Annotated in this window: 18 protein-coding genes; 9 read left to right on the forward strand and 9 right to left on the reverse strand. The window is 59.5% G+C overall.

Annotated elements, in window-relative coordinates:
- Nucleotides 1–76: 76 nt before the first annotated feature.
- The 6 genes from tig to ppiD all read left to right on the forward strand — a co-directional run bounded on the left by tig (nucleotide 77) and on the right by ppiD (nucleotide 8,517).
- Nucleotides 77–1,387: a trigger factor gene (gene tig, locus BN1128_RS18805; RefSeq protein WP_042871565.1), complete on the forward strand. Its 1,311-nt coding sequence runs from the start codon at nucleotides 77–79 to the stop codon at nucleotides 1,385–1,387.
- Nucleotides 1,388–1,473: 86 nt separating this feature from the next.
- Nucleotides 1,474–2,097 carry an ATP-dependent Clp endopeptidase proteolytic subunit ClpP gene (gene clpP, locus BN1128_RS18810; protein WP_042871569.1) on the forward strand — a complete coding sequence of 208 codons (624 nt, stop codon included), beginning with the start codon at nucleotides 1,474–1,476 and terminating at the stop codon, nucleotides 2,095–2,097.
- Between the two features lie 70 nt (nucleotides 2,098–2,167).
- The gene (gene clpX / locus BN1128_RS18815) at nucleotides 2,168–3,442 is read left to right on the forward strand and encodes an ATP-dependent protease ATP-binding subunit ClpX (protein WP_042037414.1); all 1,275 of its coding nucleotides are present in this window, start codon (nucleotides 2,168–2,170) and stop codon (nucleotides 3,440–3,442) included.
- Between the two features lie 141 nt (nucleotides 3,443–3,583).
- Complete coding sequence (gene lon, locus BN1128_RS18820) at nucleotides 3,584–5,938, forward strand: endopeptidase La (protein ID WP_042871570.1); 2,355 nt, start codon at nucleotides 3,584–3,586, stop codon at nucleotides 5,936–5,938.
- Nucleotides 5,939–6,178: 240 nt separating this feature from the next.
- The gene (hupB, locus tag BN1128_RS18825) at nucleotides 6,179–6,451 is read left to right on the forward strand and encodes a nucleoid-associated protein HU-beta (RefSeq protein WP_005315375.1); all 273 of its coding nucleotides are present in this window, start codon (nucleotides 6,179–6,181) and stop codon (nucleotides 6,449–6,451) included.
- Between the two features lie 152 nt (nucleotides 6,452–6,603).
- The gene (ppiD, locus tag BN1128_RS18830; RefSeq protein ID WP_042871572.1) at nucleotides 6,604–8,517 is read left to right on the forward strand and encodes a peptidylprolyl isomerase; all 1,914 of its coding nucleotides are present in this window, start codon (nucleotides 6,604–6,606) and stop codon (nucleotides 8,515–8,517) included.
- Nucleotides 8,518–8,734: 217 nt separating this feature from the next.
- On the opposite strand, the gene BN1128_RS18835 is transcribed toward ppiD, so the two are convergent.
- The 5 genes from BN1128_RS18835 to BN1128_RS18855 all read right to left on the reverse strand — a co-directional run bounded on the left by BN1128_RS18835 (nucleotide 8,735) and on the right by BN1128_RS18855 (nucleotide 14,983).
- The gene (locus BN1128_RS18835) at nucleotides 8,735–10,327 is read right to left on the reverse strand and encodes an ABC-F family ATPase (RefSeq protein WP_042871574.1); all 1,593 of its coding nucleotides are present in this window, start codon (nucleotides 10,325–10,327) and stop codon (nucleotides 8,735–8,737) included.
- Nucleotides 10,328–10,493: 166 nt separating this feature from the next.
- Nucleotides 10,494–12,149 (reverse strand): cation acetate symporter, encoded by a 1,656-nt coding sequence (locus BN1128_RS18840; RefSeq protein ID WP_042871576.1) that lies wholly within the window; start codon nucleotides 12,147–12,149, stop codon nucleotides 10,494–10,496.
- Nucleotides 12,146–12,457 (reverse strand): DUF485 domain-containing protein, encoded by a 312-nt coding sequence (locus tag BN1128_RS18845; protein ID WP_042871578.1) that lies wholly within the window; start codon nucleotides 12,455–12,457, stop codon nucleotides 12,146–12,148. The genes BN1128_RS18840 and BN1128_RS18845 overlap by 4 nt, the downstream gene beginning before the upstream one ends.
- 109 nt (nucleotides 12,458–12,566) lie before the next feature.
- Nucleotides 12,567–13,193, reverse strand: coding sequence for a 3'-5' exonuclease (locus BN1128_RS18850; RefSeq protein ID WP_042871581.1), 627 nt, complete (start codon nucleotides 13,191–13,193; stop codon nucleotides 12,567–12,569).
- Between the two features lie 2 nt (nucleotides 13,194–13,195).
- The gene (locus BN1128_RS18855) at nucleotides 13,196–14,983 is read right to left on the reverse strand and encodes a putative nucleotidyltransferase substrate binding domain-containing protein (RefSeq protein WP_042871583.1); all 1,788 of its coding nucleotides are present in this window, start codon (nucleotides 14,981–14,983) and stop codon (nucleotides 13,196–13,198) included.
- 177 nt (nucleotides 14,984–15,160) lie between these two features.
- On the opposite strand from BN1128_RS18855, the gene BN1128_RS18860 reads away from it, so the two are divergent.
- The 3 genes from BN1128_RS18860 to BN1128_RS18870 all read left to right on the forward strand — a co-directional run bounded on the left by BN1128_RS18860 (nucleotide 15,161) and on the right by BN1128_RS18870 (nucleotide 18,389).
- Nucleotides 15,161–15,967 carry a crotonase/enoyl-CoA hydratase family protein gene (locus BN1128_RS18860; RefSeq protein ID WP_042871586.1) on the forward strand — a complete coding sequence of 269 codons (807 nt, stop codon included), beginning with the start codon at nucleotides 15,161–15,163 and terminating at the stop codon, nucleotides 15,965–15,967.
- Nucleotides 15,968–16,812: 845 nt separating this feature from the next.
- Entirely contained in the window at nucleotides 16,813–17,856 is a 1,044-nt protein-coding gene (locus BN1128_RS26345; RefSeq protein WP_082030478.1) for a type VI secretion system PAAR protein, read from the forward strand.
- Complete coding sequence (locus tag BN1128_RS18870; protein ID WP_042871589.1) at nucleotides 17,853–18,389, forward strand: hypothetical protein; 537 nt, start codon at nucleotides 17,853–17,855, stop codon at nucleotides 18,387–18,389. The genes BN1128_RS26345 and BN1128_RS18870 overlap by 4 nt, the downstream gene beginning before the upstream one ends.
- 25 nt (nucleotides 18,390–18,414) lie before the next feature.
- On the opposite strand, the gene BN1128_RS18875 is transcribed toward BN1128_RS18870, so the two are convergent.
- The 4 genes from BN1128_RS18875 to BN1128_RS18890 are packed head-to-tail and all read right to left on the reverse strand — an operon-like array spanning nucleotide 18,415 to nucleotide 21,873.
- A complete protein-coding gene (locus tag BN1128_RS18875; protein ID WP_042871591.1) occupies nucleotides 18,415–20,028 on the reverse strand; it encodes a hypothetical protein in 1,614 nt (537 codons plus the stop codon).
- Entirely contained in the window at nucleotides 20,025–20,573 is a 549-nt protein-coding gene (locus tag BN1128_RS18880; RefSeq protein ID WP_042871593.1) for a baseplate complex protein, read from the reverse strand. Before BN1128_RS18880 ends, BN1128_RS18875 begins: the two co-directional genes overlap by 4 nt.
- Nucleotides 20,570–21,451: a hypothetical protein gene (locus tag BN1128_RS18885; RefSeq protein WP_042871594.1), complete on the reverse strand. Its 882-nt coding sequence runs from the start codon at nucleotides 21,449–21,451 to the stop codon at nucleotides 20,570–20,572. Before BN1128_RS18885 ends, BN1128_RS18880 begins: the two co-directional genes overlap by 4 nt.
- Nucleotides 21,448–21,873 carry a tail fiber assembly protein gene (locus BN1128_RS18890; RefSeq protein ID WP_042871595.1) on the reverse strand — a complete coding sequence of 142 codons (426 nt, stop codon included), beginning with the start codon at nucleotides 21,871–21,873 and terminating at the stop codon, nucleotides 21,448–21,450. The genes BN1128_RS18885 and BN1128_RS18890 overlap by 4 nt, the downstream gene beginning before the upstream one ends.
- Nucleotides 21,874–21,881: the final 8 nt, after the last annotated feature.

Raw genomic sequence — 21,881 nt, forward strand, 5'->3', positions numbered from 1 at the left:
TAAACAGGAAGACTCCGGGCTTTGCCCAGGGGCAATAAGGGTCAGCACACAGTGCTGAGTTGAACGAGGTAAAAGAATGCAAGTTTCTGTAGAGACAACCCAGGGTCTGGAACGCCGTCTTACCATCACTGTACCGGCTGCTACCGTTGACGCTGCCGTGCGTAAAGAATTGAATGGCCTGGCCAAAACCCGTCGCATCGACGGTTTCCGTCCTGGCAAGGCTCCGGTGACCATCATCAAGAAGATGTTCGGTGCCATGGCTCACGCTCGCGTTGCTGATGAAATGATGCAGAGCAACTTCATCAAGGCCATCATCGAAAACAAACTGAGCCCGGCCGGTGCCCCGACCATGGATCCGAAAGAGATCCAGGAAGGTCAGGACTTCGTATTCAGCGCCACTTTCGAAGTGTACCCCGAGTTTGAAGTGGCTGGCCTCGAGACCATCAAGGTCGAGAAGCCGGTTGCGACCGTCAAGGATGAAGATCTGGCCAACATGATCGACACCCTGCGCAAGCAGCACGCCACCTGGGCTGATGTTGATGCCGCCGCTGCCGATGGCATGCGTGTGACCATGGACTTCATCGGTTCCATCGACGGTGAAGAGTTCGACGGCGGCAAAGCCGAAGGCTTCAACCTGGTACTGGGTGCCGGTCGCATGATCCCGGGCTTCGAAGACGCCATCATGGGCAAGAAAGCAGGCGACGAGTTCACCATCGACGTGACCTTCCCGGCTGACTACCACGCTGAAAACTTGAAAGGCAAAGCGGCCAAGTTCGCTTCCAAGCTTAACAAGGTTGAAGAGCAGATCCTGCCTGAGCTGACTGAAGAGTTCGTCAAGCGTTTCGGTATCGAGAGCGGCAACGTTGAAGAGCTGAAAGCCGAAGTGCGCAAGAACATGGAGCGCGAACTGGCTCAAGCCCTGAAAAACAGCGTGAAAGAGCAAGTGCTGAACGGTCTGGTTGAAGCCAACCAGATTGATCTGCCGAAGGCTGCCGTTGCTCAGGAAATCGACACCCTGCGTCAACAGGCCCTGCAGCGTTTCGGTGGTTTCCAGGGCGGCAACGCACCTGAGCTGCCAGCCGAGCTGTTCCAGGCCCAGGCCGAGCGTCGTGTTCGCGTAGGTCTGCTGCTGGGTGACGTTATTCGTACCAACGAGATCAAGGCTGACGATGCTCGCGTGACCAGCATCATCGAGTCCATGGCCACTGCCTACGAAGATCCGAAGGAAGTGATCGAGTACTACCAGAAGAATGAGCAAATGCTGAATGGCGTGCGCAATCTGGCGGTTGAAGATCAAGCCATCGACCTGATCCTGTCCAAGGCGCAAGTGACCGAGAAAGAAGTTGCCTTTGACGAAGTGATCAACAAGTCCGGTGCCGCTGCCTAAGAACATTTGACTTAAGGTCAAGACTGTTAAGTATAATGGCTCGTGTGATCTCCACTCGGGCCATTTTATTTTAGGGACAATGCCTTATGTACAAGAACTATAACGATGTGACTGAATCCCCACGCAATGCGCTCATCCCCATGGTGGTAGAGCAGACTGCAAAAGGGGAGCGTTCCTACGACATCTATTCTCGTCTGCTGAAGGAGCGGGTGATCTTCCTGACCGGTCAGGTCGAAGATCATATGGCGAATCTGGTGGTAGCTCAGCTGCTGTTCCTGGAGTCAGAGAATCCTGATCAGGACATCAGCATCTACATCAACTCTCCGGGTGGTGCCGTCACGGCCGGCATGTCCATTTATGACACCATGCAGTTCATCAAGCCGGATGTCAGCACAGTTTGCATGGGGCAGGCCTGCTCCATGGGTGCCTTCCTGCTGGCCGGTGGTGCCAAGGGCAAGCGCTTCTGCCTGCCCAATGCCCGCGTGATGATCCATCAGCCGTTGGGCGGTTTCCAGGGCCAGGCATCTGACATCCAGATCCATGCCCAGGAAATCCTGAAGATCAAGAATACCCTGAACGATCGTCTGGCCTTCCACACCGGACAGGACATGGCCACCATAGAGCGTGATACCGACCGTGACAATTTCATGTCGGCCGATCAAGCCGTGGCCTATGGCCTGGTAGACGGTATCCTGAGCCAGCGCGGCTGAGCAGGGTGTCCCGGACTGTTGTAAACTCAACAGGACGATCCATCCTCTATTGATAAAACGAGGTTGCTGAATGACAGAAAAACGCAAGGGTGAGGGTGATAAGCTGCTCTACTGCTCTTTTTGCGGCAAAAGCCAGCATGAAGTGCGCAAGCTGATCGCTGGCCCTTCCGTCTACATATGTGATGAGTGTGTCGAGCTGTGCAACGACATCATCCGCGAAGAGATCCGTGAGATCTCTCCCAAGCGTGATGGTAGCGAGCTGCCGACCCCTCATGAAATCCGTGCTCACCTGGATGACTATGTGATCGGGCAGGAATATGCCAAGAAGGTGTTGGCCGTGGCCGTCTACAACCACTACAAGCGTCTGCGCAACAGCAGCGAAGCCGGTGGTGTGGAGCTGGGCAAGTCCAACATTCTGCTGATTGGCCCGACCGGTAGCGGCAAGACCCTGCTGGCCGAAACACTCGCTCGTCTGCTGGATGTGCCCTTTACCATGGCCGACGCCACCACCCTGACCGAAGCCGGTTATGTGGGCGAAGACGTGGAGAACATCATCCAGAAGCTGCTGCAAAAGTGTGACTACGACGTAGAGAAGGCCCAGCGTGGCATCGTCTACATCGACGAGATCGACAAGATCTCCCGCAAGTCAGACAACCCCTCCATTACCCGCGACGTGTCCGGGGAAGGGGTGCAGCAGGCCCTGCTCAAGCTGATCGAAGGCACTATTGCTTCCGTCCCGCCGCAAGGTGGACGCAAGCACCCGCAGCAGGAGTTCTTGCAGGTTGATACCTCCAAGATCCTCTTTATCTGTGGCGGCGCCTTTGCCGGTCTGGACAAGGTCATTGAGCAGCGCTCCGTCAAGGGCACCGGCATAGGGTTTGGCGCTGACGTCAAATCCAAGAATGCCAGAGCGACCCTGAGCGAGAACTTCGCCAAGGTGGAGCCGGAAGATCTGATCAAATACGGTCTGATCCCCGAGTTCATCGGGCGTCTGCCGGTGGTCGCGACTTTGACCGAGCTGGACGAGGCTGCTCTCATCCAGATCCTGAAAGAGCCGAAAAACGCGCTGACCAAGCAATATGCCGCGTTGTTCGATCTGGAAGGGGTGGAGCTGGAGTTCCGTGATGATGCTCTGAACGCCATTGCGCGCAAGGCGATGGAGCGGAAAACCGGTGCCCGTGGTCTGAGATCTATCGTGGAAGCCGTGTTGCTCGATACCATGTATGACCTGCCGTCTCTGGACGGTGTCAGCAAGGTGGTTATCGATGAGACGGTGATCAAAGGGGACTCCGCGCCCTTGATGATCTACGAAAATCCTGAGACCCAGGCCGCTGCATCAGAGTAACAGTCTGATTTTTAATCAAATGAAAGGGGCTTTTTGCCCCTTTCATGCTTTTTACGGTTTCGGCGATTGAATCTCATCTCTGCGCCCCCATATACTCAGCCAAGCGCTTTGCCAACGGTATAACAAGCCGAGAGGACATATATGAACCTAGAGCGTTCAGAACGCATCGAGATTCCCGTCCTGCCTCTTCGTGACGTGGTGGTTTACCCCCACATGGTCATTCCACTCTTTGTGGGGCGGGAAAAATCCATTCGCTGTCTGGAAGCGGCCATGGAGCAGGACAAGAAAGTTCTGCTGGTGGCCCAGAAGGATGCGTCAACCGATGAGCCAACGGTGGAGGAGATCTTCTCCGTCGGGACAGTGGCCAATATTCTACAGATGCTCAAGCTGCCGGATGGCACCGTCAAGGTGTTGGTGGAGGGTGGCCAGCGTGCCCGTCTTGAGCGGATGATCGATGACAAGGATTTCTTCGTCGGTGAGGCGCAGTACATCGCCTCCACCGCCATCGAGGAGAAGGACCAGGATGTGCTGGTACGCTCCGCCATCGGTCAGTTTGAAGGCTATATCAAGCTCAACAAGAAGATCCCGCCCGAGGTGCTGACCTCGATTTCGGCGATCGACGACGCTGCTCGTCTGGCCGATACTATGGCCGCGCACATGCCGCTCAAGCTCGAAGACAAGCAGAAGGTGCTGGAAATCGCCTCTGTGTCCGAGCGCATCGAGTTTCTGATGGCGATGATGGAGTCGGAGATTGACCTGCTGCAGGTCGAGAAACGCATCCGCACTCGCGTCAAGAAGCAGATGGAGAAGAGCCAGCGCGAGTACTACCTCAACGAGCAGATGAAGGCCATCCAGAAAGAGCTGGGTGAGCTGGAAGACAGCCCGGATGAATTCGAAGCCCTCAATCGCAAGATTGAAGAGGCGGGGATGCCGGAGGAGGCCCGTGACAAGGCCCAGGCCGAGCTCTCCAAGCTGAAGATGATGTCCCCCATGTCTGCCGAAGCCACCGTCGTGCGCAGCTACGTGGACTGGATGGTGCAGGTGCCGTGGAAGGCGCGCTCCAAGGTCAAGAAAGACCTTGGCAAGGCGCAGGAGGTGCTGGACGCGGATCACTTTGGCCTGGAGAAGGTCAAGGATCGCATCCTCGAGTATCTGGCGGTGCAGGCGCGGGTGAACAAGCTCAAGGGCCCCATCCTCTGTCTGGTCGGGCCTCCCGGTGTGGGCAAGACCTCGCTGGGCCAGTCCATCGCCAAGGCGACCGGTCGCAAGTACGTGCGCATGGCGCTCGGCGGTGTGCGTGACGAGGCGGAGATCCGTGGTCACCGTCGTACCTACATAGGTTCCATGCCAGGCAAGCTTATCCAGAAGATGGCGAAGGTTGGCGTGAAGAACCCGCTGTTCCTGCTCGATGAAATCGACAAGATGAGCTCGGACATGCGCGGCGATCCCGCTTCCGCCTTGCTGGAAGTGCTGGATCCGGAACAGAACAACAGCTTCAACGATCACTACCTGGAAGTGGATTATGACCTGTCGGACGTGATGTTCGTGGCCACCTCCAACTCCATGAACATTCCGGGTCCGCTGCTGGACCGGATGGAAGTGATCCGTCTCTCCGGTTACACCGAAGATGAGAAGCTCAACATTGCCAAGCAGCATCTGGTTGCCAAGCAGATCCAGCGCAACGGCCTGAAAGAGTCCGAGATCACCATCGAAGATTCAGCTCTGGTTGGGGTGATCCGCTACTACACCCGCGAGGCGGGGGTGCGGAATCTGGAGCGCGAGATCTCCAAGATTTGTCGCAAGGCGGTCAAGCGCATCCTGCTGGACAAGAGCATCAAGCATGTTCAGGTCAATCAGGCCAACCTCAAGGAGTTCCTCGGGGTACAGCGTTTCGATTACGGCAAGGCCACCGACCAGAACCAGGTGGGTCAGGTCTGTGGCTTGGCGTGGACCGAAGTGGGCGGCGATCTGCTCACCATCGAGACCACCAATATGCCGGGCAAGGGCAAGCTCACCTACACCGGCTCGCTCGGTGACGTGATGCAGGAGTCCATCCAGGCCGCCATGACGGTGGTGCGGGCCCGTGCCGACAAGCTGCGCATCAATGCTGACTTCTACGAGAAGCGCGATATCCACGTGCACGTGCCGGAAGGGGCGACCCCGAAAGACGGTCCGAGTGCCGGTATCGCCATGTGTACCGCTTTGGTCTCCAGCTTGACCGGCAATCCGGTCCGTGCTGATGTGGCCATGACGGGGGAAATCACCTTGCGCGGCGAAGTCTTGCCCATCGGCGGTCTTAAAGAGAAGTTGCTGGCGGCGCATCGCGGTGGTATCAAGCGTGTGCTCATCCCGAAAGAGAACGAACGCGATCTCGAAGAGATCCCGGACAACGTCAAACAAGACCTTGAAATCTATCCGGTTCGCTGGATTGACGAGGTGCTGGAACTGGCGTTGCAGGACAATCCGCAGGGGTTTGAGCGCGTTTCTGTCGTGTAAATGTTGATGCGCCGCAAATTTGGCGCATTCGGGGGGTGGTTAAGGCTTGCATGCGCCGGGTAACGGAAGTAGCCTTGACCACCGATCGGGTACTCATGATGAGTCGCAATGCGTGATGTGGCGCGGGTTTGCGCTAGATTGTCACTTGCAACTGATCAGGAGGCTTGCTATAAAACCTCCACTTGTTGTGGCCAGGGAAATCGGCGCCGCAGCGATGTTCGATAAAAGGGGAATATAAGAGTGAATAAATCTCAACTGATTGACAAGATTGCAGACGGTGCTGATATCTCCAAAGCCGCTGCTGGCCGTGCGCTGGATGCTTTCATTGACGCCGTTGGTGAAGCCCTGAAAGAGGGTGACCAGGTTGCTCTGGTGGGTTTCGGTACTTTCGCCGTGCGCGAGCGTGCTGCCCGTTCTGGCCGTAACCCGCAAACTGGCGCGACCATCGAAATCGCCGCTGGTAAAGTTCCTGCCTTCAAAGCCGGTAAGGCCCTGAAAGACGCTGTCAACTAAGTCCGGGCGCTGATATCACATCGGCCACCGTCCTTGGTCGCAGACCAGACAAGTGAGAGGGCTCTCCCTCATACTGATTGACCAAGGCGCATCGCAATCGGTGCGCCTTTTCATTATTTACGCCCATCGAGTACGGGAGCATAAGTACAAACATGATGTTGGATAAACTACGCGAAGGGGCGCAGGGCAAGGTAGCCAAGGTTATCTTGGGCCTGATCATCCTCTCCTTTGCCTTGGCCGGTGTAGGTAGCTACCTCAATGGCCCGGCACGTACCGCCCCCGCCACCGTCAACGGCAATGAGATCAGCTCAGCTGCGCTGGAAAATGCCTATCGCAACGAGCGGGCCCGCATGGAATCCCAAATGGGGGAGTCTTTCAGCCAGTTGGCCGCCAATCCCGATTACATGAAGCAGTTCCGCCGTGGTGTGCTGGACCGGCTGATCGATCAGGCCCTGTTTGACAGCAAGGCCCGCGAGCTGGGTCTGCGCGTCAGCGACGAGCAGATCAAGCAGGCCATCGTCGCCATGCCGGAGTTTGCCGAAGATGGCAAATTCAACAATGACCGCTACCTGCAGCTCATTCGTCGTGCCGGCATGACCCCCGAGATGTTCCGTGACTCCTTGCGCCAGGACATGGTGCGTCAGCAGCTGATGGGCGCCTTGCTGGGCTCCGAATTTGCACTCAAGGGTGAAGCCGAGCAGCTCGACCGGATCTACAACCAGACCCGGGATTTGCGCCTGGTGCGTCTGGCTGCCGCCGCCTACATGGGGGATGTTCAAGTCTCCGATGAGGAAGTGGATCAGTACTACAAGACCAACAGCGCCCGTTTCATGAACGACGAGAAGGTCAAGGTCGACTATCTGCTGCTGGATGCCGCCACCCTCGGCAAGGATATCAAGGTCACCGAGCAGGATGCCCAGGATTACTACGATCAGCACCAGGACCTGTTCCAGCGTGCCGAGCGTCGTCACGTCGCGCATATACTGATCCCGTTTGGCAAGGACGAGAAAGCGGCCGAGCAGAAGGCTGACGCCCTGCTGGCACAGGCCAAGGGGGGCGATGATTTTGCCGCTCTGGCCAAGGCCAACTCTTCCGACACCTTCTCCGCCAAGAAGGGCGGCGAGCTCGACTGGTTCGAGAAAGGGGTGATGGATCCGGCGTTCGAGAAGGCGGCCTTCGCGCTGGCCAAGGCGGGCGATCTCTCCACCGTGGTGAAGAGCCTGTTCGGCTTCCACGTCATCAAGCTGCTGGGGGTTGAAGCTGCCCAGACCAAGCCGTTTGCCGATGTGAAAGCAGAGACCATCAGCCGTCTGCAAGCTGACAAGGCCAAGGAGCTGTTCTTTGCCGAGCAGCAGAAGATGGCTGACAGCAGCTTCGAAAACCCGGATTCGCTGGACTTGACCGCCGATGCCATGGGCCTGAAGGTCATCTCCTCTGACTACTTCAGTCAGGCCGATGCGCCGGCACCGCTCAATGATCCCAAGGCGCTGTCCACTGCCTTCTCCGAGCAGCTGCGTGATGACAACACCAACTCCGACGTGATCGAGCTGGCGGATGGCAAGGCCCTGGTCATGCACATCACCGGCCATCAACCGAAAGCGGCCAAACCGCTGGCGGAGATCAAGGAGCAGGTGATTGCTGCCATCAAACACGACAAGGCCAGTGAAGTGGCCCGTGGCAAGGCGCAGGGTCTGCTGGACAAGCTGAAAGCCGGTGAGAACATCCAGGCCGACCTGACCGCACTGGGTCTGAAGGTGGATACGCACAAGGGCGTTGCCCGCTTCACTCAGGACATGGATCAGAACCTGCTGGCCCAGGCGTTCCGCATGCCTCATCCGCAGGATGGCAAGCCGAGCGTCGAGCTGGTGACCGAAGCCAATGGCGATCGCGTCGTGGTGGCTCTGGACAAGGTCAACGTGACCAAGGAGCCATCCCAGATGGTCAGCCTGCTGCAAGGCCAGCTTGGCCAGGGCAAGGCCCAGGTGAGCTACAAGTCGCTGATCGACGAGCTGCGCAAAGCCGCCAAGATCGAGTACTTCACCGATGTGGAAGCCACAGTCGAATAAACCCGACCGGTTGCAACCCATTGAAAACGGCCCCGTGATGGGGCCGTTTTTTTATCTGCAGGATTGGCACTTAAGTCGTTATGCTGGTTGCGCGGGTACATTGCACTGCGTTGCAGCGCGGACCAGGTTGATCATCAGCAGGGGACGATCGCCGGCCATAAAAAAACCGGCAATCGCTTGCCGGTTTCTTTTATTCAAGCGCCTTGGCTGGCGAGGCTTATACCACGCCTTGAGTGCGCAGGTAATCCTCGTAGGTACCGCCGAAGTCGCGGATACCGTTTTCGGTCAGCTCCATGATGCGGGTCGCCAGGGACGACACGAACTCACGGTCATGGGAGACGAAGATCAGGGTGCCCTGATACATCTCCAGCGCCAGGTTCAAGGATTCGATGGATTCCATGTCCAGGTGGTTGGTCGGCTCATCCATGATCAGGATGTTGGGACGCTGCATCATCAGCTTGCCGAACAGCATGCGACCCTGCTCGCCACCGGAGAGTACCTTGACCGGCTTTTTGATGTCGTCCTGGGTGAACAGCAGACGACCCAGCACGGAGCGCACCGCCTGCTCGTCTTCGTTGGCCTGTTTCCACTGGGCCATCCAGTCGAACACGTTGAGATCGGTATCGAAATCGTCGGCGTGATCCTGAGCGTAATAGCCGATCTGGGCGTTCTCTGACCACTTGATGGTGCCGCTGTCCGGTGCCAGCTCGCCCATGAGGGTCTTGATCAGGGTGGATTTACCGATACCGTTGGTACCCAGAATGGCGACCTTCTCGCCCACTTCCAGCATCATGCTCAGGCCCTTGAACAGGGGCGCCTCACCATAGCCTTTGGCAACGCCTTCCACTTCCAGGATGTTGCGGTACAGCTTCTTCTCCTGCTCGAAACGGATGAAGGGGTTCTGACGGCTGGAGACCTTCACTTCCTCAATCTTGATCTTGTCGATCTGCTTGAGACGGGAGGTAGCCTGGCTCGACTTGGAGGCGTTGGCGCTGAAACGGGAGACGAAGGACTGCAGATCGGCGATCTGGGCCTTCTTCTTGGCGTTGTCGGAGATCAGACGCTCGCGGGCCTGGGTGGCCGCCGTCATGTAGTCGTCGTAGTTGCCCGGGTAGACGCGCAGCTCGCCGTAGTCCAGATCCGCCATGTGGGTGCAGACCGAGTTCAGGAAGTGACGGTCGTGAGAGATGATGATCATGGTACTTTCACGATCGTTGAGCACCTGCTCCAGCCAGCGAATGGTGTTGATGTCCAGGTTGTTGGTCGGTTCGTCCAGCAGCAGGATGTCGGGGTTGGAGAACAGTGCCTGTGCCAGCAGCACCCGCAGCTTCCAGCCTGGTGCCACTTCACTCATCGGGCCATTGTGCAGCTCGATGGGAATGCCGGCACCCAGCAGCAGCTCGCCTGCGCGGGCCTCGGCGGTGTAACCGTCATACTCGGCGACCAAACCTTCCAGCTCGGCGGCCTTCATGTAGTCGTCGTCGGTGGCTTCCAGGTTGGCGTAGATGGCATCGCGCTCGGCGATGGCGGCCCATAGCTCGTTGTGGCCCATCATGACCACGTCCAGCACGCGCATCTCTTCGTAGGCGAACTGATCCTGGCGCAGCTTACCGATGCGCTCATTGACGTCCAGGCTCACATTACCGCCAGTGGGCTCAAGGTCGCCACCGAGGATCTTCATGAAGGTGGACTTGCCACAGCCGTTGGCGCCAATCAGGCCATAGCGGTTGCCGCCGCCAAACTTGACGTTGATGTTCTCGAACAGCGGCTTGGCGCCGAATTGCATGGTGATATTGTTGCTGCTTAACAAAGGATGTGTCCCGGGTTGTCTGCCAAATGGCGCGCATTATGGCACAGATCCCCTAAAAGTTTTAGCAAGAACTGTGATCCGCCCCCATTGCGCACGGCTTGTCGCTCATGATGGGCGACCATGAAAAAAGCCGGCACAGGGCCGGCTTGCAAAAAGGGATTTGCGCTTAGTGGGCGGTGGCGCTGGAGGCGCCCAGCCCGGTTTGTGAGCGGACGAACTGGGGCAGGAACTTGGCGTGCTCGTCGGCTGCATTCTGCGACTTGTCGGTGACCGAGAACAGCCAGATCCCGATGAAGGCCACTGCCATGGAGAAGAGGGCTGGGTACTCGTAGGGGAAGATGGCTTGGGCATGCCCCAGCACCTTCACCCACACGGTCGGGCCCAGGATCATCAGGCTGACTGCACTGATCAGCCCGAGCCAGCCACCGTAGACGGCGCCACGGGTGGTCAGACGGGACCAGAACATGGAGAGGAACAGCACCGGGAAGTTGCAGCTGGCCGCGATGGAGAAGGCCAGACCCACCATGAAGGCGATGTTCTGTTTCTCGAACAGGATCCCCAGACCGATGGCGACTACTCCCAGCACCACAGTGGTGTACTTGGAGACGCGCAGCTCGTCGGTTTCGTTGGCCTTGCCCTTCTTGATGACGCTGGCATAGAGATCGTGGGAGACAGCCGAGGCGCCCGCCAGGGTCAGGCCGGAGACCACTGCCAGTATGGTGGCGAACGCGACGGCCGAGATGAAGCCGAGGAACAGGCTGCCGCCGACCGCATCGGCCAGGTGGATGGCTGCCATGTTGGTGCCGCCCAGCAGGGCGCCGGTGGCATCCTTGAAGGCCGGATTGGTGCTGACCAGCAGGATGGCGCCAAAGCCGATGATGAAGGTCAGTATGTAGAAGTAACCAATGAAGCCGGTGGCGTAGAACACGCTCTTACGCGCTTCCTTGGCATCGCTCACGGTGAAGAAGCGCATCAGGATGTGGGGCAGGCCGGCGGTGCCGAACATCAGGGCCAGGCCGAGCGAGATGGCGGAGATGGGATCGGCCACCAGACCACCCGGGCTCATGATGGCGATGCCTTTCTCATGCACCTTGACCGCTTCGCTGAACAGGGCACCTATGTCGAAGTTGACGGACTTCATTACCATGATGGCCATGAAGCTGGCACCGGAGAGCAGCATCACCGCCTTGATGATCTGAACCCAGGTGGTGGCCAGCATGCCGCCAAACAGCACGTAGAGCACCATCAGTATGCCCACCAGCACCACGGCGACGTGGTATTGCAGGCCGAACAGCAGCTCGATGAGCTTGCCGGCACCCACCATCTGGGCGATCAGGTAGAGCGCCACCACCACCAGGGAGCCGCTGGCGGAGAGGGTGCGGACTTCTGTCTGCTTGAGGCGGTAGGAGGCCACGTCGGCAAAGGTATATTTGCCGAGGTTGCGCAGCCGCTCCGCGATCAGGAACAGTATGATGGGCCAGCCCACCAGGAAGCCGATGGAGTAGATGAGGCCATCGTAGCCCGAGGTGTAGACCAGGGCCGAGATGCCGAGGAAGGAGGCGGCGGACATGTAGTCGCCGGCGATGGCCAGTCCGTTCTGGAAGCCGGTGATGCGTCCGCCAGCGGCATAGTAGTCGGAGGCGGAGCGGTTGCGCTTGGAGGCCCAGTAGGTGATGAACAGGGTGCCCGCCACGAAGATCACGAACATCACGATGGCTGAGGTGTTGAGGGGTTGGCGATGGACTTCACCGGTCAGCGCATCGGCCGCCAGCAGGGGAAAAGAGGCCAGCGTGGCCAGCAACAGCAGAGACTTGCCTTTCATGATTGCACTCCCTTGAGGATCTTCTGGGTCAACTCGTCAAACTCGCCGTTGGCGCGGAACACGTAGATGCCGGTCAGCACGAAGGAGGCGAGGATCAGCCCCACCCCGACCGGGATGCCACGGGTGATGGTGGAGCCTTGGCTCAAGGGGGTGCCGAGCCAGCCGGGGGCAAAGGCGATGAGCATGATAAAGGCCAGGTAGAGCCCCAGCATCAGGATGGAAAGAGTCCAGGCGAAGCGCTGACGCTTGGCGATCAGCTCCTGGAAGTTGGGATCTTGCTGGATCCGAAGATAAGGTTGCTGTTCCATTGCAGTTCTCCATGACATTGAGTGTCAGCGGTGGATGAAGGGAGGTCCCTACCGAGCAGCAGACCTGCTCATGTAATTAAAATGTGAATTAAATGTTATTTATGAGCAATTAGACTTTGGGATAAGCCAATGGCCCGCCTTGAGTCAGGCGCAGGTAGATGAGGGCGGCCGTGATGGCGTCACTCAGGGCGTCGTGAGCGGGCAGGGGAGGCAATGCCAGGTGCTGGCAGATGGCCGCCAGATGCAGATCGATGGCGGCGTCGGGATAGCGCCGATAGAGGCTGTCGTGATAGAGGCGGCTCACCTCTATGCCTCGCTGGGGCAGGGTCAGCCCCCACAGTTTCTGGCAGGCCATGTTGAGGATGCGCAGGTCGTACGCGATGTGGTAACCCACCAGTTCGCGCGGGCCTATGAAAGCCAACAGCAGGCGCAGCGCGGCTTCCAGCGTCAACCCCTGTTGTAGATCCTGATGGCGCAGGCCGTGGATCACCACGGATTGCGCGCTCAGACTGGCGGGTGGCTGCACCTTGATGGTGAGCGCCTCGCCGGTCAGCAGCCGGTTGCCCTGGATGCGCACGGCGCCGATGGAGACTATCTCCGCCCGCTCGGGATCCAGGCTGGTGGTCTCGAAATCGAGGGCGATCCGCTCATCGCCCGGCGGCGGGGCGAAGAGCGGGGCGAACTCTCCCTCCAGGAAAGCGCGACCAAGCCAACGGCGTCGCCAGTGGTTCCACATGCCTATTGTCTCAGACGAAAGTGCAAGGTGAGCCATTGCTGGAACTTCTTCACCTGATGCAGCGCCTGGCGCAGCAGATCCCGCTCGCCGTGGCTGAGCTCGCTTACCTGCACCCGGCTGTCGCCCCCCTTGAGCTGGCTGCGCAAGCGCAAGCGGATAAAGAGCCGGAACGCCTCCGCCAGGTTGGCGCCATAGCTGGCGCTGAGCCGATCGCACGCCACCAGCGCCTCGATGCGCCCCAGGGTCGAGGTCTCCAGAATGGTCGCCTCCAGCGCCAGCATGCGGATGCCATGCACCAAGGGGAAGAGGCCGCCCCGCTTGAGATCCAGCCCATCCGGCGCCCGCTCCAGCCGACCAAACAGGGTCAGCGGCGCATGAAAGGCCACCGCCGGCCGCACCATCTCCGCCAGCAGATCCTGCCGATCGGCCAGTTGTTCCCGCAGCTTGCGGGCGACGGGAGGCAGCAGGCTGCGATCCCCGGCGATGGGGTGGGCATCGGCCAGGGTGGCGAGCCAGAGCAAGTCGGCCTCGCCCGCGTTGACGCAGGCCCGCTCAATCTCCTGTTGCCACTCGTTGACCTCTTTCACCCAGCTCGGGTTGTTGACCATCACCTGGCCGGGGCAGGGCGGATAACCGAGCCGCTCCAGCAGGGCGCTGAAGGCGGCCAAGTCCGCCTGCTGATTCGGCCAGTGCAGGCCGGCGGGCAGGATCAGGGCATTGTCCTGATCGGTTTTCTGGATCTGCTCGCCGCGCCCCTCCGAGCCCAGCATCAGCAGACACACCTTGTCCTGCACCTCGGGCGGGATCACCAGGGCAAAGGCCTTGGCGATCAGCTGCTCGTTGATGGTAGCGATGAGGCGCATCAGGAAGGCGGTGTGGATCCCCTGGCCAAACAGGGAGCGAGTCAGCTGTTGCTGCTCGCGGGCCACTGCCTCCAGTGCGGGCTGGGAGTCTGCCCGGGCGATGCGCAGGGTCAGCACGTGGGAGTGGGTGGAAAAGAGCCCCAGCACCTGGGTCAGCTGCAATATGCCCGCCACCTCGCCTTGTTGCCAGATGACCAGCCGCTTGATGCGATGACGGGTCATCAATAACAGGGCATCGAACAGGTAACTGCCCAGCGGCAGGCCAATCAGCGGTGTCGGGGTCAGCACGGCGAGTGGTGCCGTCAGCGGCAGTCCCTTCAGGGTGAGGGCGTGCAGCAGTGTCTTGCGGGTCGCCAGGGTCAGGCTGCCATCCGGCGCCGGGTAGAGCAGGCAATCCGTGCCCTTGGCCACCATGGCCTCGGTGGCTGCCAGTAGGCTGAGGCGGTTTTCGACGACGAGCGGCGCCTGCAGATGGCCGGGTTCTATCCTGGTCAGGATAAATTCCGCCAGATTCTTCTGGCCCAGCTGTTCCCGTTGCTCCTGTTGCTGTTGCCGCTCGACCAGATTGGCGGTGAAGTAGCTGGCCAGCGTCGGCGCCTGCTCGCAGAGGGCCAGAAAGGTGTGGCGGGGGATCAGCTGGCAGAGGGTATCTTCCAGTGCCGTGAAGCTGTGGCGACAGCGGCCGTCAAACTGGGCACGCACGTCGAACAGATCATCGACTCCGTAGTCACCGAAGTGGTGGTGAGGCGCGGACTCCTCCACTGTCCCCTTGATGACGAGGTAGAGGCCGGGCGGGACATCGCCAGCGTTGAGCACCACCTGGCCCTCGCGGAAATAGCAGATGGAGAGGCTCTGCGCGAGCCGCTGGCGCGCCTCGGCGCTCAGGCTGTCAAACGGCGGGCGGGCAAAGTTGAACAGGGTGGTCATGGCAATCCTTGGCCGGTGGCGTCAGGTCAGTCTGACAAAGCGGTGGCGTCTGAGCCAGCCGACTTTAGTCGCACGCGGCATCTGCAACGGGAAACATATGCCCTCGCTGTACCTGGCGATAACACTCTGATAACGTGGTGGTATGACCAGTACAGGCTCAGGAGAGGACAGAGGATAATGGAAAAACCAAGGGTCAAGTGCGAGATCCGGGACGGTATCGCCGAAGTGATGCTGGCGCGGGGGGACAAGCTCAATGCGCTGGATAGAAGCATGTTTGGCGCGATCGACGAGACGCTGCGCGAGTTGCAGCAGCACAAGGGGCTGCGGGCTGTGATCCTGCACGGTGAGGGGCGCGCCTTCTGTGCCGGACTGGATGTGAAATCCATGCTCAAGCAGCCGGTGGCTGCGCTCGACATCCTCAAGCGCGAGGCGGATCAGGCGACCAACCTGGCCCAGCGGGTGGCTTACGGCTGGCATCAGCTGTCCGTGCCGGTGATTGCGGTGACCCAGGGGGTCTGTTTCGGTGGCGGCCTGCAAATTGCGCTGGGGGCCGATTTTCGGTTCAGCACCCCGGATTGCCGCTTCTCGGTGATGGAGATCAAGTGGGGCATCATTCCCGACATGAGCGGCAGCGTCACCCTGCGCAACCTGATGGGGGTGGACACGGCCATGGAGCTGGCCATGAGCGGGCGTGAATGCGATACGCTGGAGGCAAAATCCCTCGGGCTGGTGAGCCGGGTCTGCGAGGATCCGCTGGCAGAGGCGCGGGAGTTTGCCCGCACTCTGATCACCAAGTCGCCGGACGCGCTGGCGGGGATCAAGCAGCTCTACCATCAGGCCTGGGCCCGCAGCGATGAGGTGATGCTCAAGGAAGAGACCCGTTTGCAGAGACAGATCCTGGGGCGACCCAATCAGTGGCGCGCCACCTTCAACAGCCTGTTTCGCTGGCGTTTGCCATTCGGGCCCAGGCGCAACGCGCTCTGAGCGGCCCGTACCCCAGACTGATGCAGAACAAATGAAAATGGCAGCCGAGGCTGCCATTTGTGTGTTTTCAATCCCTTGATTTATAACGAATTTAAATTTTTCATGTCCACAATGTGTCCGCGACTCTGACATTCTGGCCACGCTTATACAGCCAACCACATCTTACAGGCTTCTGTTTTCCGTGAGGATAGGCCAACAAGTACATCAAAGTCACATACCCCCTTCAAAATTTCAGTTATCAAATCGGCCCTCATCACACCTAACCGGTTGAAACCAAACGCCTTCCAGTTGTTCCCACGCAGCAATCCGGATCCTTCCTGATTATTCAAATCCCCACGGAAAGTACGACCCTCCCAATACATTCAACAACTTACGTTTTCGACACCGCTAGTCAGACCCCTTTCAAACTGTAAAACCCTGCAATTTTTTTCGATCCTTTCAGATCCTCACATCGACCGAGATCCTTTATCTGGTGCGGTCTGGGCCTATGGTTTTGCGGTAATCCACTTTTGCAAAAAATTTTATCGGTGCGGCGCGCAGGCGGGAGCGGAAGAGCGCGGATTCCGTGACGTAGACGCGGCGGCGGGCGTCGCCAGCTTGCATGGTGAGGCTGTGAGCGCGCTCAGGCTTCACGTATGATGCAACACTGCCTGATGGCTCTATGGATGCGGCGCCTTTCCCTGGCCATCTTCGGGCTGTCAGGCAGCCTTGGCCGTTCGGTCACCCCTTGTCGTATGGCTGTTCTTTTTGGGACTCGGTTCTTAACTTTCGGTTTAGAACTTTGACCAAGCTTCTAGTGACTCCTTACAGTGTTCCGTTCTTGAATCACAGAATGGGGACACGCTATGGGTAATGCGGCTAAGGTCGGAGATATTGGAACCGACCATGACGGGTTTCCACCGACCAAGATTATCTCCGGCTCGTCAGATGTATTTATTGATGGTCTTCCTGCTGCTCGACTCGGTGACCCGCTTGAACCTCATGACAAACCCAATAACCCACCACATCCCAGGTTTATCGCTGCGGGCTCTTCCACCGTCTTTGTTAATGGTCAGCCACTCGCGTTCACAGGGAAGGGGGTTTCTTGTGGTGGTGTAATCATTGGTGGGGGAACTGTCACGGTTGGCGATGGAGCTCCATCTGCCCGTGCCGCCGCGATTGCTCCAGCCACTAGCCCTGTGGAAATTCCCGCATCATCACCCGGTTTTTGGCCTCCTTATAACCCCCTGACTGGTGAGTACCTTGATGTCGTTTATACACAGGCGGCACAAACCGTTGCTGTGCTGACATTTGAAGAGCTCCAGGAGCTTTGGAAGGAGCTCAACGCCAAAGACAACTTGGGGGATGCAAAATCTATCAAAGACGCTGGTGAACGAATTCGGCTCGCTCAATCTACCGCTAAAGCATTAGGTGGTATGGGGGTAATTGCTTACACAAAAGTTATCAATGGCGAGCCCTATACGATCATCAAGAACTACAAGCAGGTTCACAAAACGATCCCAGGTAATATCTGGAAGGCCAGCAATCCCAAAATTCTTAGGTTGGGTATAGGTGCAAAGGCAAATGCCCACTTGGTAAAGATGGGTTTTTTGGCTGATTTTGTCTTTTCTGTATCTATCAACGTTATTGATTACATCTTGAAAGATGAAGTCACGATGGTCGACCTCTTCAGTAATGTAGGTGTCGATCTTGTTAAAGGTACGCTTGCCAATGGTGTAGGCATCATTGCAGCAGGTGTTGTGGCTACAGTCTTTGGGCCTGGGATACTGTTAACTGGGACAGTATTTGCTTTGGCAACGATTGTTGCTGGTAAACTCATCGACTTTGCCGACGAAGAAGCAGAGCTCTCTGAGATGATGAAACAAGCGGTTAAGGCGAAATTTGAATGACGACTGTGCATGTCTCATGGCAGATGCGGGCTAGTGGATTGGTGGTCGCGTTACTCGGGATCGGTGGCGTTTGGATGGCCATGGTATTTGGTTCTGAATTCTTGGATCTGCTTGCACTGACACCTGCAGATCCGTTGCGAATGAATGACTGGCGAGGTTGGTTTGCAATCTTCATTGGCTTACTTTCGACCCCCTTCATGCTGTATGCCGGTGGGAGATTGATGTTTTCTATTGCCATACCTGAGCCAGACCTTTCTTCAACGGCTGTTAAGCGACGGGGGATCGTTGTCATTTCTCTGATTATTGTTGCTGCTGTTCTGGGACTGCTGACGCAAAAAATCAGTATGTCGAGTATTGAGCGTTTGGGATGGGAGCAGTGTTACGTCAAACAGACGAGCTGGCGTTTTGGCAAGGACCTCTACTCCCAAAATTGTGGTGCACAAGGGCTAATGAAACTGGATCAGGCTTTCGACAAGCTCTCTCTGGAAGCACTGAAAGAGAAGCTTAACAAAGAGATGTTTGAGCAAAAATGAGTAAGGGCCTTAGAGGCCCTTCGTTTTACTCGATGATGGGGGTGAGCTGGCTGGCCAACTGCTTGGCCTGTTGGCCATGTCCCGTCATGGCCCCGCTGTTACCGGGCACTGGCCCGCTGCCATGGGTGTGGCTGGCAGTGGCAGCGGCCAGTTGCTCCACCACATTCATCAGCAGCAGCAGCAGCCGGAAGATGTTCAAGCTCTCTGTCCCCATCCACGAACGGGGCGCCTCCAGGTGTTGCAGTTCGCCGGCGACCGCACGGCGCAGCTGACCCACCACCTCGACCAGATCCCCCGCCGTGGTCTGGTTCATGTTGCCCAGACTCCCCAGGGTGAGATCATCCCCAGCCAACAGCTCGATGGCGCCCAGCGCCTCGATGAGCTTGAACCCGCCCACCTCCTCGATGCTGTGCTGTACCACCTGCAGTTGATGCTGGCCATGTTCCCCCAGGTAGTCGTCACTCTGGTGGCGCATCTGCAGGGCTTGGTCATGCAGGCACCGGTCGGTGTGGCGGCTCAGGTTGCCCACGGTATCGGTGCGGCTGAACACCTCGGCCCGCTGCTGCTGCAGCTGCTCGCCCGGGGTGATGTCCGGCAGGGCCCAGCCACCACCGAGCACGGTGCGGATAAAGGGCCGGTCGGCCCGCCCGAAGGCGAACCCCAGTTCAACCAGCGTCCCCTCAAGGGGGAACTGCAGCAGCCCTTGCTCCTGCCCGCCGAACTGCACTGGCAGCGGCACGGCCCGATAAAGTGGGGCGGCCTTGTCCGGCTGGCCATCCTCACCCAGCAGTTGCACGTCCACCGCATAGCGGGGGCGAAAGGGGTCATTGAGCTGGCCAGAGCTGGCCTGATCGCTGATGGCCTCGACTCGCCCGAACTTGGGCAGGTGCATCTTGTCGGCCAGCTCCGGGAACTCCCCCTCTATCTTGCGCCGCTCTGGCGACTTGCTGACCTTGCCCGGGGTGGCTGTGGTCAGGGTCATCTCATCACCCTTGAGCCGCACCCGCATAACCCGCTTGCCGTTGATGATGGTCCCGGGCCGGATGGCCGGCACCGGCGACAGGGTCAGGGTGTCGCCCGCCTGGCGGCCTGACCAGGCGGGATCAAGCGTGACCTCCTTGTCATGCCAGCGGCTGTGGGCGTGGCTGCCCACAAAGATGGCGCCATTGGGTTGCTGGTACCAGACAAAGTCGGGTACCTCGAAGGCGCGGCCTGCGTTATCGAGCAGCTGATAGCCGGTGCCTGCGCTGGTGAAGTTCGGGATCGGCCGGTCGGTGTAATCGCTGCCCTGGGGCAGCAGGAAGGTCAGACCGGTCTGGTCGGTCAGCCAGGCCAGCAGGCCGCGTAGGGTGGCGTGTTGTTGGCTGACCGGCAGCCGGGAGCCCAAGGCACCGGCCAGCTCGCGGCACAGCAGCTTGCTGGCGCCATTGGCGGCAGGCTGCACGTCGTACACGTAGCCGGTGAACCAGCGGCGCAGGTCGCCGTTGTAGCCGGTGTCCAGGGTGAAGGTCTGCCCCTTGCTGGCCGTTCCTTCAATGGTCAGGGCGGCGCGGCCGCCGGCGTTGATGTCCAGCACAAGGTCATGGTCGACCAGGTGCACCGGCTGGCCGGCGAGGGTCAGTGAAGTGGAGAGTTTCATGCCAGCATGTCATCCATCGGTTTGAGTACATAGCGCTCGAAGCTGCTGAGGTCTTGCTCGTCGTCGCCAGTCCCTTTGGCGCCTGGCTTGGCGGTGCGGGTGTTGGCGGTACTCTGGCCCACGGTGGGGGCTTTCTTCGGCAAGCGTTGTTCGCGCTTCTCCGGTACCGAGTTGAACTCCTTCAAGGTGAACTGCACCTGCCAGGCCAATAGTCCCTCCTGTTCGCTGGCGGTGATGCGGCCGGCAAACTTGGCCTGGCGCACCTTCACCGACTTGGCGAGCAGCGAGCCGACCCGGTAGACGTGGCGTTTGCCGCCATCGCCCTTGGCATCGGCCAGCTCAAACAGCCGGCTCAGCATGCGCTCATCCTTGAACGGGATGAGACCTGAGATGTCGAGCTCTTTGCCCTTGGCGCCCTGTTCGGCGCTGCTGGTCGAGCTGGTCTGGCCGCTCTGATCCTTGTCCTGAAACTGCATCGATGCGGATACCCGCATCGACTTCATGATGATGGGCTCGCCATCGAGGGTCAGCATGGCTTGGCTCATGGGGTTAACTCCTGCCAGAAGGTAAGCGGGGACGGGGAGAGCAGCAGAGCGCCAACCGTCATGCTCTGGCTGTGGTCGGGAGGTGCGCTTTGGCCAAGCAGGGTGGCGAGGCTGGCCGCATCCCCCTGGCCATGCCAGTGCCAGAGCGTGCCGGAGAGCGTCTCCAAGTTGGTCAGCGCCTCGGCGAGTTGTGCCAGGCGAGCGGCGCGGCGGGTCGCCAGTCCCTGCAGCTTGGCGATCGGGGTCTGGCTATCCCGGGCCAGGCTCTCCAGCTGGGCGAGCTCTGCCCCCAACGCCATGCGGGCCGGGCGCAGCGGTGCCCAGCTCAGCGGCTCATCGGCGCGCCAGCGCGGCACCTTGGCCGCTGTGGGCTGGCTCATGGTGTCGTTGTTGGCGTGCAGGCGCCGCAGGGTGGCGCACCACTCGGGCAGTGGCAGCAGGGCGCAGAGGATAGCCAGCTGCTTTGCCAGGTCCTCGGCACTGTTACCGGTGACCAGCCAGGCGAGGGCATGCAGTTGCCCGCTGGGCAGGAGGGGGTCGGCCCCGTCCTGCAGCTTGGCGGCCAGGGTGGCCACCGCATTGGGGGCGGCCAAGCTGAACTGCTGCCCCTGCTGTTGGCCGACCCCGTGCTGGTAGGGGGTGACGGTCAGGCAACGGCCAGTGACCAGCAACCGGTCGAGATCGCTGCGCAGGCCCGCCAGTGCGGTGGCCGCCTCGCTTAGCGGGCTGCGTGGGTATTGGGCACGCTCGGCCACGCTCTGTAGGCGCGCCATAGCACTGGTTTGGGTGGCCGGGATCTGGGCCAGCACGCCCTGGGCGTTGGCCTGCAGGCTGGCGGCACTGGCCGGCCAGCGTAGCGCCCCTTGCGTCCAACTCATTGCGGCATCTCTGGCCAGTTGACCTCGGTGGGCCAACCTTCACTTTGTGGCTGGCGGTAGAGGGTGACCCGGTAGCGCTGCCAGGCGGTGAGCTGCGCGCGCTCGGCCTCGCTGATGATGCCCAACTCCTCGGCATCCTCCAGCGGCGCCATGGTGGTGGCGGCCTGTTTGAGCAGCGCCGCCAGGCGGGCCTGCTGCTGCGTCTCGGTCGGCGGCGCGGGGGTGATCACCTCGATATCGCCAAACTCGCCAAACACGGCCCGGCTGTAGAGCTCGCGGCCATGCTCCTCCGAGTCATCCTTGCGGGCGGCGAACTGCACCTGCTCGGGCAGGTGGGCAAACAGCACGTCCAGGGTGATGCTGTCGGGATCCGCTGCATAATGGCGTGGGCGCGCGGCGCTGATCACTTCAATGCGTTCCATGATGTTCT

The sequence above is a fragment of the Aeromonas piscicola genome, from assembly GCF_000820005.1.
Lineage (GTDB): Bacteria > Pseudomonadota > Gammaproteobacteria > Enterobacterales > Aeromonadaceae > Aeromonas > Aeromonas piscicola.

What these genes read in the sequence shown, in the direction of transcription:
- BN1128_RS18850 (WP_042871581.1), bottom strand. Translation starts at nt 13,193, where the DNA reads ATGTGGAACCACTGGCGACGCCGTTGGCTTGGTCGCGCTTTCCTGGAG.
- clpP (WP_042871569.1), top strand. Translation starts at nt 1,474, where the DNA reads ATGTACAAGAACTATAACGATGTGACTGAATCCCCACGCAATGCGCTC.
- BN1128_RS18875 (WP_042871591.1), bottom strand. Translation starts at nt 20,028, where the DNA reads ATGAAACTCTCCACTTCACTGACCCTCGCCGGCCAGCCGGTGCACCTG.
- BN1128_RS18880 (WP_042871593.1), bottom strand. Translation starts at nt 20,573, where the DNA reads ATGAGCCAAGCCATGCTGACCCTCGATGGCGAGCCCATCATCATGAAG.
- BN1128_RS18855 (WP_042871583.1), bottom strand. Translation starts at nt 14,983, where the DNA reads ATGACCACCCTGTTCAACTTTGCCCGCCCGCCGTTTGACAGCCTGAGC.
- BN1128_RS18890 (WP_042871595.1), bottom strand. Translation starts at nt 21,873, where the DNA reads ATGGAACGCATTGAAGTGATCAGCGCCGCGCGCCCACGCCATTATGCA.
- BN1128_RS18845 (WP_042871578.1), bottom strand. Translation starts at nt 12,457, where the DNA reads ATGGAACAGCAACCTTATCTTCGGATCCAGCAAGATCCCAACTTCCAG.
- lon (WP_042871570.1), top strand. Translation starts at nt 3,584, where the DNA reads ATGAACCTAGAGCGTTCAGAACGCATCGAGATTCCCGTCCTGCCTCTT.
- BN1128_RS18870 (WP_042871589.1), top strand. Translation starts at nt 17,853, where the DNA reads ATGACGACTGTGCATGTCTCATGGCAGATGCGGGCTAGTGGATTGGTG.
- BN1128_RS18840 (WP_042871576.1), bottom strand. Translation starts at nt 12,149, where the DNA reads ATGAAAGGCAAGTCTCTGCTGTTGCTGGCCACGCTGGCCTCTTTTCCC.
- clpX (WP_042037414.1), top strand. Translation starts at nt 2,168, where the DNA reads ATGACAGAAAAACGCAAGGGTGAGGGTGATAAGCTGCTCTACTGCTCT.
- tig (WP_042871565.1), top strand. Translation starts at nt 77, where the DNA reads ATGCAAGTTTCTGTAGAGACAACCCAGGGTCTGGAACGCCGTCTTACC.
- ppiD (WP_042871572.1), top strand. Translation starts at nt 6,604, where the DNA reads ATGATGTTGGATAAACTACGCGAAGGGGCGCAGGGCAAGGTAGCCAAG.
- BN1128_RS18860 (WP_042871586.1), top strand. Translation starts at nt 15,161, where the DNA reads ATGGAAAAACCAAGGGTCAAGTGCGAGATCCGGGACGGTATCGCCGAA.
- BN1128_RS18885 (WP_042871594.1), bottom strand. Translation starts at nt 21,451, where the DNA reads ATGAGTTGGACGCAAGGGGCGCTACGCTGGCCGGCCAGTGCCGCCAGC.
- BN1128_RS26345 (WP_082030478.1), top strand. Translation starts at nt 16,813, where the DNA reads ATGGGTAATGCGGCTAAGGTCGGAGATATTGGAACCGACCATGACGGG.